The sequence below is a fragment of the Shouchella clausii genome, from assembly GCF_002250115.1.
Classification (GTDB): domain Bacteria; phylum Bacillota; class Bacilli; order Bacillales; family Bacillaceae_D; genus Shouchella; species Shouchella clausii.
Window position 1 is genome coordinate 1545792 of sequence record NZ_CP019985.1, and the last position, 13268, is coordinate 1559059.

General features: G+C 46.2%; 12 protein-coding genes. 8 read left to right on the forward strand and 4 right to left on the reverse strand.

Annotated elements, in window-relative coordinates; all coding sequences use genetic code 11:
• Window positions 1-124: 124 nt before the first annotated feature.
• Both BC8716_RS07435 and BC8716_RS07440 read left to right on the forward strand, forming a co-directional pair.
• Window positions 125-1798 carry a nicotinate phosphoribosyltransferase gene (locus BC8716_RS07435; RefSeq protein WP_094424541.1) on the forward strand — a complete coding sequence of 558 codons (1674 nt, stop codon included), beginning with the start codon at window positions 125-127 and terminating at the stop codon, window positions 1796-1798.
• 200 nt (window positions 1799-1998) lie between these two features.
• Complete coding sequence (locus BC8716_RS07440; protein ID WP_094424542.1) at window positions 1999-3972, forward strand: methyl-accepting chemotaxis protein; 1974 nt, start codon at window positions 1999-2001, stop codon at window positions 3970-3972.
• A gap of 66 nt (window positions 3973-4038) precedes the next feature.
• On the opposite strand, the gene BC8716_RS07445 is transcribed toward BC8716_RS07440, so the two are convergent.
• Window positions 4039-5199, reverse strand: coding sequence for a GNAT family N-acetyltransferase (locus BC8716_RS07445; RefSeq protein WP_169715922.1), 1161 nt, complete (start codon window positions 5197-5199; stop codon window positions 4039-4041).
• 122 nt (window positions 5200-5321) lie between these two features.
• Here BC8716_RS07445 and BC8716_RS07450 point away from each other — a divergent pair, with 122 nt between their 5' ends.
• The 6 genes from BC8716_RS07450 (at window position 5322) to BC8716_RS07475 (ending at window position 11741) form a co-directional block, all read left to right on the forward strand.
• Complete coding sequence (locus BC8716_RS07450; RefSeq protein WP_094424544.1) at window positions 5322-6695, forward strand: dipeptidase; 1374 nt, start codon at window positions 5322-5324, stop codon at window positions 6693-6695.
• A 214-nt stretch (window positions 6696-6909) separates the two neighbouring features.
• Window positions 6910-7707 (forward strand): Cof-type HAD-IIB family hydrolase, encoded by a 798-nt coding sequence (locus BC8716_RS07455; protein WP_094424545.1) that lies wholly within the window; start codon window positions 6910-6912, stop codon window positions 7705-7707.
• A 475-nt stretch (window positions 7708-8182) separates the two neighbouring features.
• The gene (locus BC8716_RS07460; RefSeq protein ID WP_094424546.1) at window positions 8183-9145 is read left to right on the forward strand and encodes a metal ABC transporter solute-binding protein, Zn/Mn family; all 963 of its coding nucleotides are present in this window, start codon (window positions 8183-8185) and stop codon (window positions 9143-9145) included.
• A gap of 52 nt (window positions 9146-9197) precedes the next feature.
• Window positions 9198-9953, forward strand: coding sequence for a metal ABC transporter ATP-binding protein (locus BC8716_RS07465; protein ID WP_094424547.1), 756 nt, complete (start codon window positions 9198-9200; stop codon window positions 9951-9953).
• The gene (locus BC8716_RS07470; protein ID WP_094424548.1) at window positions 9931-10863 is read left to right on the forward strand and encodes a metal ABC transporter permease; all 933 of its coding nucleotides are present in this window, start codon (window positions 9931-9933) and stop codon (window positions 10861-10863) included. Before BC8716_RS07465 ends, BC8716_RS07470 begins: the two co-directional genes overlap by 23 nt.
• Window positions 10863-11741, forward strand: coding sequence for a metal ABC transporter permease (locus tag BC8716_RS07475; protein ID WP_157730525.1), 879 nt, complete (start codon window positions 10863-10865; stop codon window positions 11739-11741). Before BC8716_RS07470 ends, BC8716_RS07475 begins: the two co-directional genes overlap by 1 nt.
• Window positions 11742-11809: 68 nt before the next feature.
• Here the strand turns inward: BC8716_RS07475 and BC8716_RS07480 are convergent, their stop codons facing one another.
• From BC8716_RS07480 to BC8716_RS07490, 3 genes are all read right to left on the reverse strand, one after another.
• Window positions 11810-12361 carry a YpiB family protein gene (locus BC8716_RS07480; protein WP_157730371.1) on the reverse strand — a complete coding sequence of 184 codons (552 nt, stop codon included), beginning with the start codon at window positions 12359-12361 and terminating at the stop codon, window positions 11810-11812.
• A 78-nt stretch (window positions 12362-12439) separates the two neighbouring features.
• The gene (locus BC8716_RS07485) at window positions 12440-12784 is read right to left on the reverse strand and encodes a YflT domain-containing protein (RefSeq protein ID WP_094424551.1); all 345 of its coding nucleotides are present in this window, start codon (window positions 12782-12784) and stop codon (window positions 12440-12442) included.
• Window positions 12785-12852: 68 nt separating this feature from the next.
• Complete coding sequence (locus BC8716_RS07490; protein ID WP_094424552.1) at window positions 12853-13137, reverse strand: DUF3817 domain-containing protein; 285 nt, start codon at window positions 13135-13137, stop codon at window positions 12853-12855.
• Window positions 13138-13268 lie beyond the last annotated feature (131 nt).

Here is a 13268-nt window from a genome sequence, read left to right on the forward strand (position 1 = left end):
TGGCTGTCCTTTTATATTAAGAGAAGCCTAATTGAAGACTTGATTTGAATTAAGCACGTGACAGCGTTATACTGGCAATGACTACGGAATCAGAGAGATTCCCGTGACAAAAGGAGAAGCACCGATGCCACAAGCGAAAACCATATTTGATTACATTAAGCCGACCGACTATCGTTTTGTACATATATGCAGGCGCTGTGACCAGCCGCAATTTTCAAATGAACGAGAGCCAGCAGAAGCATGCGTCCGCTGTGGAAGTGACTCGTTCCACGTTGTTCCTTATTACAACCCAGCGCAAGATTATGGTTTAGATGTTGACTATTATGCGATCACAATGATGTATGCGCTGTGGAAGGAAGGATTGCACAAAACGCAAGTTGTTTACGATGATTTTTATCGAAAAGCGCCGTTTGTAAAAGGAGTTGGCGATTTTAGCGGCGAGCTTGGCGGTTACGTTGCTTTCGGTGGTCTTGGTCACTTGATTGAAACGATAAACAACCTCCATTTTTCGGAGGCTGATCTCGACTATTTGCGCCAGCAACCAGAAGGATTTGAAGAAGCGTTTCTTGAAGATTTGCGCAAATTGCGCTTTAGCGGTGATATGTATGCAGTCGAAGAAGGCAACCTCGTGTTCCCGAATACTCCCCTAATCCGCTTAGAAGCGCCGGTATGGGAGTGCATTTGGATTGAGGCGATGCTGTTAAACATTATCAACGCTGAGTCCCTTGTGTTGACGAAGGGATCGCGTATTAAAACCATTGCCGGAAAAGACGGCCTGCTTGAAATGGGAAAACGCCGAGCGCAAGGGCGGGATGCCAGTGTATATGGCGCCAAAATGGCATACATCGCAGGCTTCGATGCGACAAGCAACGTGAAGGCGGGCAAACAATTTTCGATGCCAATTACAGGAACACAAGCCCATGTATATATTATGTTTCATCCATCAGAGTTAGAGGCGTTTCTCGCTTATGCCAACGTCTTCCCACAAAAGACGATTCCTCTGCTCGACACGACCGATACGTTAAACAGCGGTTTGCCTCATGCGATTACGACTGCACGCAAGCTGCAAGAAAAAGGCTTTGAGATGACGGCTGTCCGCCTTGATAGCGGCGACTTGGCGTATTTGTCGAAGAAAGTGCGCAAACGCCTCGATGAAGAAGGGCTTGAGCATGTTAAAATTGCAGCGACCAATGATTTAGACGAATACACCATCGCTTCTTTAAAACAGCAAGGGGCACAAATTGACATTTGGGGCGTAGGCACAAAGTTTATTACCGCTTACGACAACCCAGCCTTAGGAGGCGTCCATAAAATTGTGGCCCGACGGGCGCTACCACAAGAGTTGCAAGCGGGTATCTACAATGAGGATGACTGGATTCCGCTTATTAAAATATCAGAGAGCATCGAAAAAATTCTCAATCCAGGCCGCAAAAAAGTGTATCGTTTATTCGGCCCAGACGGGATGGCAAAAGGGGACTACATTTGCTTAGCCCATGAAAGCCTGGATGGTCAATCAGAAATTGTCTTAAAACATCCGACCAATCCGTTGAAAGCGAAGAAAATCCGTGATTTTGAGGCAGTCGAACTCCATAAGCAAATTTTTAAGCAAGGCAAATGCGTGTACGCTGTCCCAACATTAGAAGAAGTGCGGGCCTACCATCAACGCCAAAAAAACACGTTTTGGGAAGAATATTTGCGCTTAGAAGTTCCGGAAGTGTATCCGGTTTCCCTTTCTGACGAACTAAGAAACATGAAAGAACGACTGATTGAAGAAAAACGGCAACATGATGATGTGTAACAACAGCAACACGTTTTAGGTGAAGAGGGGAATATGCAAATATCTGAGAGTTGCGCCAAAGGCGCAGCTCTTTTTTAGCTTGCTTATCCAGGCCAGGTTGCCCAATTACAGAAAAGATTGTCAAATTTTCTACAAATCTCTTTACTTTGCTTACAATTTTGCCGATGTAAAAGAAAAGGACGTAAAAGGCGAGGGAAGAGATGATCGGAAAAAAGACGCTTAACTTAAAATGGAAACTGTTTTTGGCTTTTGGCCTTTTTCTACTTATACCAAGCTTAGTCATCGGGTTGTTTTCTTATTCGAGTACGAGGGGCAATGTCGAAGAAACAATGCTTGAGCAAGCAAGCCACACGACAGCCAATGTCCATGCATCGCTGCAACAATTTATGGAGCTGCAAACAGATAGCGTCCATTACGCTGGTCGTACGATCAATGTAAAGGAACTCTCAGATGAACAGCTTGAGCAGCGCCTTGTTGATTTAACGAACATTAACGAGAATATTTTAGAAGTCTATTTAGTTGGACAGACAGGCGAAGCGGTGGCCTATAACAGCTCAACTGGATTTGGCGCAGAAGAAGAGCTCCAAGAATCGTCATGGTTTAAACAGGCGAATGCCAGGCAAGTCGAGGTGTCGATTAGCGAACCGATTTTGACAGTCGAAGGGGAAGAGGAGCACGTCGAAGTCATTATGGGTACGTTAACTGCTGACTCTACGAACGTCCTTGGCATTCGCATTAGCCTAAAAGAGCTGACAGACCAAGTCAATGCAGCAAAAATCGGCAGTACAGGCTATATGTATTTAGCCGACCAATTTGGGCGGATTGTCACACATCCGACTAAGGAAACAGGTGAATTTTTGCCGGTTAACTTAATGCAGCAATTTGAAGATGAAAGCGGACAATTCCAATCTGAGGAAGACGGCGTTGTGCGGGAGCTGAATTACAACAAAATTAGCTCAACCGACTGGGTGTTAGTTGGGACAATGTTGCCGAATGAGGCAAGCCAAACAGTTCAACCAATCTTGCAGACGATGCTAATTGTCATTGCAGCGACATTGGTGGTTGGGTGTGTCATCATTTACTTTGTCGTTCGGTCCGTCGTTGCGCCTCTTTCCGGATTGGCTAAAATGGCAAACGTGATTAAAAGCGGCAATTTAGGTGCGAAGTACGACGGAAAGGCACTTGCCAATGACGAAATTGGCGCCCTTGCTGAAGCGTTTGACGATATGCGGAATTCACTTATTCTGACATTAAGCCATATTCAAGATAAAGCTACTTATTTGGCTTCTTCCTCTGAAGAATTGCAAGCGAGCACTGAGCAAAATATGCAGGCAACTGAGCAAATCACACTCGCCGTCCAAGAGGTTTCTTCTGGGGTTGACGCCCAATCGTCCAGCATGGACCAGGGGCGGAAAGCAACCACGTCTGTGTCACAGGGCATTTCCGATATTGTCTTGTCTGCATCTAGCGTGCAAACAGCAGTTGACCAAGCAGCTGCAATGGTGGACAGTGGACAGAAAGGTGTGGAACGCAGCGTTTCGCAAATGAATGCCATTGATGCCCACGTGTCTGAACTTGCTAGCACAATTGAGTCGCTGGAACAGCAAGCGAAAACAATTGGCCAAGTGATTCGCTTAATTTCCGATATTTCCGAGCAAACGAACTTGCTCGCTTTAAACGCTTCGATTGAAGCAGCACGAGCTGGCGAGCATGGCCGCGGTTTCGCGGTCGTTGCCGATGAAGTCAGGAAGCTGGCAGAACAAACAAACGAAGCTGCCCAAAACGTGCAGGAGCAAATACGCGGCATTCAAACAGGGACGATGAGTGCTGGAAAAGCGATGCAAGCAGGCAAAGGCGAAGTGGCAAAAGGGGTCGAAGTCATTCAAGATGCAGGTGATTCCTTTACAGCTATCCAGTCACATATGGATGAAGTGCGCGAAAAAATCAATCAAGTCACAAATGAAGCGAAACAAATGTCTATTCAAACTGAACAGTTTATGCTTTCGTACGACAATATTTCCCAAGCGGCTGAAACGACGTCTGCTCATGTCCAAAACGTGTCAGCAGCAACTGAAGAGCAGCTTGCCTCAATGGAAGAAATTTTAAGTTCGACCACCAACCTGTCGGCGTTGGCTGAGGAACTGGAAGAAATGATTCAGCGATTTAAATGGTAACGACAACAGGGGTTGCCCCAAAAGCGCTTTGCCGCTATCTTTTGGGACAACCCCTGCTTTTTAGTCTTAAAAGAAATCGACAAGAGCTGGCTGTTCACCGGGAATAAGGCGGAAAAAATCTTGTAGTGCTTTTTCGTCGCCGCGGATGAAGCCAGCATGCTTGAAGAAAGTAGGGCGTTTATAGCCAAGCATGAGCGCCGTCAGTGTTTGAATGTCCGTTTCGAACACCGGCTCCTCGCCACGAACAGTAGTCGGTTGTGCTTTTCCATTTTTAACCGAGAATGCAAACAATTGATCGTTCCACTCTGCGACTGGGTCACTGATACGGAACACAAAGTCGCCTTGCCCATTGGCAAGAAACGGGTAAGCTTGGAAAAACGGAGCGACATCAACAATGCGGGCCATAAAGTATGGAATCGTCTCAGCTTTTGTTTTTGCGTCTGGCAGAAAATACGACAAGCCTTCTGCTGCTGGCACCGTTAACTCAGCTGTGTCAGCCATGGAATCGTGCTGGCCGATAAAGGCAAACAAAGCGGTTAAGCCTTCTTGGTCGCCAAAGATCAATTCCTCTGTTGCAAATTTCCGTTTTTGAATTGTATAGATCATATAGGCGCTCGGCTCTCCCGCCGCGTCTATGTACAAAACGGCTTTCTTTGCTTTATACGCTCCGTTTTGCAGATGCTCCCACCATTGTGGATCGCGGACGAGCATCCCATGGCAGAGGTGCTTCTCGTAGACGGCACAGATTCTCGGATCAGATGGGTCGACCCGTTCTAACTTGCCGTCAGCAATTGGCAAGGGCTTTGGTAGTTGCTTGGCATTAAGTGTATACGTTGTGTTCTCACATAGAATTTCCCAGCCGAATTTGCGGTAAAAGCTCACCGAAAATGGTGCTAAATACGACAATAAGTGGCCTTCTGCGCGCATCATTTGCAACGTGTGGCCAAGCAGTTGGCGCACATGGCCTTTGCGCCGTTGTTCAGGGTAGGAAGCAACGCCGGCAAGGCCGCCCATTGGCATCGTTTTTCCGTGGATGTGGACAGCTAAAGGCAAAAGTGCTAGTTTTGAGAGGAGCTGGCCGTTCTCCGTGGCGCCGATGTTAATCGATTTGTCCCATGCTTTTTGGGCACGCTGGCGGTGGTCATCAGGGTTCTCAACTTGAAAAGCATAGCAGCTAAGCTGAAAAGCTTGCTCGAAATCTTTGTCAGTTAGTCTATGAATCGTCATAGTAAGCATCCCCCTAGGTTTTGCAGGCTATGTTAAGTTTAGCATGGCAGACGGAGAATGAAAGCGAAAAAATATGATACAATACGATGAAAAGAACTTAATCATAATGGGGTGTAGCGTGAATGGCAAGTTCAGTGAAGGAACGGCTGCGTCAAGACCGCGCCGCGCATTTAGAAGAATTGAGTGCATTTTTAAAAATTCCAAGCATTAGCTCCATTTCTGAGCATAAGGACGATATCCGTGCTGCAGCGGAATGGTTGAAGCAAGCGTTTCTTAACGCAAAAATGGAGAAAGTGGAAATCATTGAAACGAAAAAGCATCCAATCGTTTATGCAGAGTGGCTTGGCGCAGGGCCAGATGCAAAAACGATATTGATCTATGGCCATTACGATGTTCAGCCAGTCGACCCTTTGCATTTATGGGAAACGGAACCGTTTGAGCCGACTGTTCGCGACGGCAAGCTTTATGCCCGTGGGGCTAGTGATGACAAAGGCCAAGTGTTCATGCATTTGAAAGCGGTGCAAACGATGCTTGAAGTAGAAGGGACATTGCCGTTTAACGTCAAATTTTTAATTGAGGGTGAAGAGGAAATTGGCTCGCCTAATCTTGATGAGTTTGTGGCTAACGACAAAGAACGTTTAGCTGCCGATGTGTTGCTCATTTCTGATACGACGATGCTTGAACCGGGCAAACCGGCTATCTGTTCTGGACTGCGCGGCATTGCTGCGTTAGAAGTCCGCGTAAAAGGAGCAAAAAGCGATTTGCACTCTGGCCTGTATGGAGGCGCTGTACAAAATGCCTTGCATGCCCTTGTTCAATTGCTCGCTTCGATGCGCGATGAGAACGGCAAAATCACGATTGACGGCTTTTATGAAGGGATTGAAATCCCTTCTGCAGAAGAAATGGAAAGCATCAAGTCGTTAGGAAGCGGAGAAGAGGCGCTGAAAGAGGAGCTTGGTGTCAACGAACTGTTCGGAGAAAAAGGGTATACAGCCCGAGAGCGCACGTGGATTAGGCCGACGCTTGAATTAAACGGAGTGTATGGCGGTTTCCAAGGGGAAGGCGTTAAAACAGTCATCCCAGCGGAAGCAACCGCGAAAATCACATGCCGCTTAGTGCCAGGACAAGACCCAATTGACATATTGGAAAAAATCGAAGCCCATATTCAAGCACATACGCCGCCTGGAGTGACAGTGGCAACAGAACGTCATGATACAGGCAAGCCTTTTGTAGCTCCTGTGACAGATCCTGTATTTGCTGCATGTGCCCGCGCTTACGAGGAAGTCTATAAGACAGAAGTGGCGTATACGAGGATGGGTGGGTCCATTCCAGTAGTGGAGACATTTGATTCGCAACTTCATATTCCGATTGTCCTTATGGGATTCGGTTTGCCGAGCGAGAATTTCCATGCTCCAAATGAACATTTTCATCTCGAAAATTTTGACAAAGGGATGGAAACCATTGTCGCTTTTTGGAACCAATATGCAAATAGCTAAAGGAAAACGGATCGCCATGTTCGTCGCCGGCCTGTCGACTACGTTTTGGACGCGTAACCAAAACGGTCGAGAGGCCTTTTCCTTTCATTCGTCAATGATATGGCGTAAGCCTTTGTGAAGTCAGCTTTAAGATTCGTTTGCATAGGCATCAAGCACGATTTGTTTATAGTAAACTAGATATAGAACGCACTGTGAATGGAGGAGACATATTCGTATGGACCAACAAATAGGACCGCACATTCAGTTAATCGCCCTTGATATGGATGGGACACTGCTGGATGACAATCACGAAATTTCGGAAGGCAATCGTGAGGCGATTGCAGAAGCCCAGGAATTAGGTGTTCATGTTGTGTTGGCAACAGGCAGGACATTAGCAAGTTGCGGGAAGTATGCCACATCGCTTGGGTTGAAGTCTTTCTTAGTGACCGCTAATGGCGGTGAGATTTATGACTGTGAAGGGAGTGTTTTTAATACGAGTTTGGTGCCGCCAGAGGCGGTTGACCACATATACGAACTAACGGAGAAGCATGGCGTTCATGTATGGGGCGCTTCAAGGGAATCGATATTCCGCGGCAAGTTGCCCGATGACAGGCATGGCCACGAGTGGCTAAAGTTCGGGTTTGATACAGAAGATGATGAAGTGCGCAAAGCGATTATCGCTGAGCTCCAGCTGCGCGCCATTACAGAGATAACCAATTCAAGCCCAACCAATATCGAAATCAATGCCCTAGGCATTAACAAAGCGTTTGCGTTAAAGAAAGTATGCGACGACTTAGGCATTTCGTTGCAAAACGTCATGGCTGTTGGCGACAGTTTAAATGACATTGCTATGATTACCGAGGCAGGCCTTGGAATCGCCATGGGCAATGCCCAAGAGGCTGTAAAGAGGAAAGCTGATTGGATTACAGCAACAAACACCAATGATGGCGTTGCCGCTGCTATTCAGCGCTGGGTCGTATTGCCGCAACAGAAGGAAAAGCGGAAAGCAGAGGAGAAATCAGGTTCCCATTAAACATTTGTCAAAACAAGCTTTAATGGAAAACGAGATGTTTTAAAGAGGCGTTGTTCGTCCAGTTGCTTCAAAGCCTTTCACGTATTAAGTATTTATTGGAATTTGAACCAATTAAAGAAAAACGGATATAATTGTTATGGAGTTGTCTGAGGCATTTATGAGCGCCCTTAAGACGGCTCTTTTTTTATTTTATGTGAAACCTGAAGATGGGTCAGGCTCGTTAATGTTGTCGCAGAAACGGTGTGAACGCTTTTTACTGGCAAGTATGATAACGCTAAACTAGACGCACGCTATGCAGAAGAACAGAAAAAGGCCTCGGTTCGCTTGTTGCTTGTTGTGAATATTTTTTGTCTATGAGTCTTGACAAAGTTGGCATTGGTTATTAAAGTTGCATTAGAGAAACTTTATTGTGGACAGGAAAGTGTCCTGTATTTATGCATAAAGTAATGAATGGAGAATATGGCTAAAGGGGGATATGTCATTGAAAAAGAACATATGGGGTATAAGTTCAATAAGTGCAGCGGTTGTTTTACTTGCTGCAACAGGGTGTTCAAATGGAGCAGGAGGAGAAGTCGAGCCAAGTGAGGACGACCCCATTCAAGTCGTCGCCACGATTGCCCAAATTGGCGAGCCATTAGAAAGAATTGGCGGCGATTTTGTGGAAGTAAAAACGATTATGGGGCCTGGGGTAGACCCCCATTTATATGAGGCATCGCAAAGTGATTTGCAAACGATTGGTAATGCGGATGTCATTTTCTATAATGGCCTTCATTTAGAAGCACAAATGTCTGACGTATTTGCCAATGTGGATGTACCTGCACTGGCGATTGGCGAAGAAGTGGCGGAAAGTGAATTGCTAGATGATGAAGAGGACGCTTCGGCGACAGACCCGCATATTTGGTTTGACGTAAACATGTGGCAACAGGCGATTGACGCCGCCGTTGAACAATTAAAGGAAATAGCGCCAAGCGAAGCCGATTATTTTGAACAAAACAAGCAAGATTATTTTGCAGAGTTAGATGAGCTATATACATTTTCGGTCGAGAAGTTAGGCGAAATTCCTGAAGAGCAGCGGATTTTAGTAACAGCCCATGACGCGTTCCAATATTTTGGGCGTATGAATAACATAGAAGTGGTCGGCTTGCAAGGTTTAAGCACAGAAGACGAGGTTGGCATTTCTGATATTCAATCAACGATTGATACAATTGTTGAAAAGCAAGTGCCTGCTGTATTTGTAGAAAGCAGTGTCAATGATTCTTCGATACAGGCTGTGATTGAAGGCGCTGGAGAAGCTGGCGTTGATATTGAATTAGGGGGCACGCTTTATTCTGACGCAATGGGAGAAGCAGGGACAGAGGAAGGCACATATATTGGGATGTACCGACACAATGTCGAAACCATTTATGATGCGCTTATGAATGGAGGCGGCCAAGACTAATTAAATGATGGCGGATTAGTGGCGGAGCGCACCAACAGGAGATGAACAGAACATGAATGTAATTGAAGTCCGGCAGCTTAGCGCTGCTTACCGAAAAAACACGGTGTTGCAAAATGTCTCATTTGAAATCGCCCCAGGTACATTGACGGGCATTGTGGGGCCAAACGGAGCAGGAAAGTCGACGTTAATCAAAACGGTGCTCCAATTGCACCCTTACTTGTCAGGAGACGTAACTTTTTTCGGCGAACCCCTTAAAAAAGTAAAAACGCGGATTGGTTACGTTCCACAGCGAGGCTCAGTTGATTGGGATTTTCCGACAAACGCTCTAGATGTTGTGCTGATGGGTCTGTATGGCCGGATTGGCTGGCTGAAATGGCCGCAAAAAAAACATCGGGAACAAGCAATGCAAGCACTTGAAAAAGTCGGGATGACTGAGTACGCAAATCGGCAAATTAGCCAGCTATCTGGCGGGCAGCAGCAACGTGTGTTTTTAGCGCGTGCCCTCGTACAAGAGGCTGATCTCTATTTTATGGATGAGCCACTTGCTGGAGTTGATGCTGCTACAGAACGAGCAATTATGGCGATATTAAAAGAGTTGCGTAAAGAAGGAAAAACGGTTCTTGTCGTTCACCATGATTTACAGACAGTGGCTGATTATTTTGACCACGTGCTTTTTCTAAACAAGACGGTTATTGCCCATGGGCCGACGGAAGAAGTGTATACCGCTGCTAATATTGAAAAAACATACGGCGGCGCGATCCACTTCATGAAAGGGGATGGGCGCAATGTCAGTGCTATCATCCATTAACTTTCAATGGGTCCTCGTTAGTGCGATTTTGCTCGGTGTCGCATCAGGCATGTTCGGCACGCTAGCTTACTGGAAAAAGCAAAGCTTAATGAGCGATGCTTTGTCTCACGCAGCATTGCCAGGCGTTGTCATTGCCTTTATGATCATTCAAGAGAAACAGTTGCTGTTTTTGATTGTCGGCGCCGCTTTAAGTGCCTTACTAGGCGCTTGGCTCATTTATGCGATCCGGTCTGCGACACGTATAAAGGAAGATGCGGCAATGGGCATTATTTTGTCCGTCTTTTTTGGCGGCGGGATTGTGTTGTTAACGATTGTTAACCGCACTGCTGGCGGCAACCAAAGCGGACTTGATACATTTATTTTTGGCCAGGCGGCGAGCATGGTGCGCCAAGACGTGTACACAATGGCGGCGCTGGCGGCAGCGGTTATTTTGCTAATTGTGATTGCCTTTAAAGAGTGGAAACTCTATTTGTTTGATGCTGATTTTGCCAAAGGGCTGGGGCTGCCAGTACCTGTTATGAATGGGCTCTACGTGTTTGGACTCGTTACGACGATTGTAATCGGCATACAAGCCGTCGGAGTGATTTTAATGGCTGCTCTTTTAATCATCCCTGCTGTTAGCGCCCGTTATTGGACCCATTCCTTTAAGGGGATGATGGTCCTCTCTGCTGTTTTTGGCGGTTTTTCTGGCGCATTTGGCACGTTTATTAGCGCTCAAGGAGCGGGCTGGCCTACTGGCCCGTTCATTGTTCTTTCGGCAACAGCCTTTTTCCTCGTTTCCCTTGTATTTGGAAAAGAAAAAGGTTTGCTTACTGAACGAATCGAATTCAAAAAGCAGCAACGGGATGCGCGGGCCCAACATGATGAGGAAGCAAAGCGGATTGCAGCAGAAGGGGGCGGGCAGCCATGATTTCGTATGAAGGGTGGATTCTAATAACCGGAGCCCTCGTTGGCATTACATGCGGCATCGTCGGCGCCTATTTAATTTTGCGGCGGATGGCGATGATGGCCGACGCCATCAGTCATACCGTTTTGCTTGGCATTGTCATCGCATTTCTCATTACCCAAAGCTTAGAAGGCGTTCATATGCTCATTGGCGCGATTGGCGCAGGGATATTGACCACATTTCTTGTTCAATGGTTCCATTCCAAAGGGGTCGAACATGACGCTTCAATTGGCGTTGTGTTTACGTCGCTATTCGCTCTAGGGGTCATTTTAATATCAACGGCTGTAGGCAATGTCCACCTTGATATTAAGCATGCCTTAATGGGAGAGATTGCTTTTATTCCTTGGAATCGATTGACGCTCTTTGGCTTTGAGATTCCTGTGGCTACAGCCACGTTGCTGCTTGTGTTGGCGATCGTTTTGTTTTTTGTGCTCGCTTTCTACAAAGAATGGAAAATCACCTCTTTTGATCCAGCATTGGCCGTAAGCCTCGGTTTTCCTGTGATGTTGCTTCACTATCTATTTATGACGCTTGTCTCAATTACGACAGTCGCTTCGTTTGATGCCGTTGGGGCGATTATGGTTGTGGCTATGCTCATTACACCGGCTGCTTCTGCCTACTTATGGACCAACCGCTTATCGATCATGCTCGTTTTAAGTGCTGCCTTTGGTGCGTTGTCGGCTATTCTCGGCTATTATGTCGCTGTCTGGCTAGATAGTTCGATTTCAGGTTCGATGGCGTTAATGACCGGCGCTGTGTTTCTTGTTAGTTTTATTTGTTCCCCATCGCATGGGCTTGTCTCAAGATGGGTACGGCCTGAGGAGACAACGAGAGCACAATAAGAGAAGGAAGCCCAGACTTTTTTGGACAATGAGGTCTGGGCTGTTTTGTGTTTTTAGGCGAAAAGCTATTACGAGGGGCGTTGGTGGTTTTCTTGCAGTTGCCGGAGTTTCCGCGTCAATCGGGCAAACTCTTCATGATTGCGTTCATCGAGTGCTTTATCGATGGCAGCCCGAAGGCGATTGATTTGATTAGCCTCTGATACGTAGTCGAGAAACTGTTTCGTTTCCTGCTCATACATTTGAAATTGTTTATATGTTTTGTAAGGGCGGGATAGGGGTGTATCAAGCAACTGTCGATAAAGGTGGTTTAAATTCCGCCCATAAAAATGGACAATTAAATAAAAGGGAGCAGATGGGTTTGTGACGATGTCGTCCCACGCTTTTGCGACACTTTCTGTCTTTTTTGCTCCATAGTAGTACACAAATCCAGGCTCATCCGATTGAGTGCTGGCAACGATGAGCGTACGGGCCCGAGGACGTCGTTTTTCGGTAAAATACAAATGTTGAAGCAAGTGAGGTGTTGATTTGATGTGGAGAAGCAAATCTCGTGCATCGCGATGCTTCAAATGGTGTTTGTTCAGAAACCATTCTAAAAATTGTTTTTTCAGTTGATCGCTCAAGGCACGCTCCTCCTTTTCTGTTATTGGTATGTTTATGTAAAAAACCGCCCTCCATGCAGAGGACGGCCTTTTAAGAGCTTAAAAGGTAAACTGGGCGTCTTGATTCGTTACAGCGACAATCACTTTGCCTTGGTCAAGACGCTCTTCCAATTGTTCAGCTTCATCTGCAGTAAAGCCAATTTCTTCAAATTTGGCCCGAAGCTCATCGCCCTTTTTCCGGAACGTATTTTTAAGTGCAGTGCCTAACCCGGTCTCAGCTGCACTGATTTTGTTAGCGTCGGCATTATCGGCCACACGCTCTGTCCGGTCGTCGTCGTGAGTGATGACATAAATGTCGTCTTCGGATACGTTCTTTGCTTTCAGGGCATTGACTGCTTGGACAACTTCTTCATCATTAAAAAATTCTTTATAAACAGGTTTCATGTTGTATCGCCTCCCTGTTTTTTGCTTACCCCGCTCTCAAAATCTTAAAACGTAGGAAAGCAAAAATGCTATAAAGCTGGAGGACGCTGTTGTTTTAAAATTCGGCTATCAAACACAAACGGGCCGAATGGAATAACGGAGGCGATGCTTGCCAACAGCGCAGTTTTAAATGACCAAGCGCGGCTGAAAAAATAGGAAGCGACAAACAGCATATAAACAATAAACAAAACGCCATGTGCCATCCCGACAATGCTTACCGCTTCAGGAATACCCGCAAAATATTTTAGTGGCATTGCTACAAACAGCAATAGCAGCAACGAGATGCCTTCTATATAACTAATCCATTTGAACATACGTGCCCTCCTTACTCTTTCCTTTAGTATAACAGCAAGCTTGGCAGTGATGTAGCGTAGAAAGAGAAAACAGGACTTTTTTTGAAAAATGGTCAATTTTTAAAAGGAGACGTCGTTCTGGTAGTAAGATT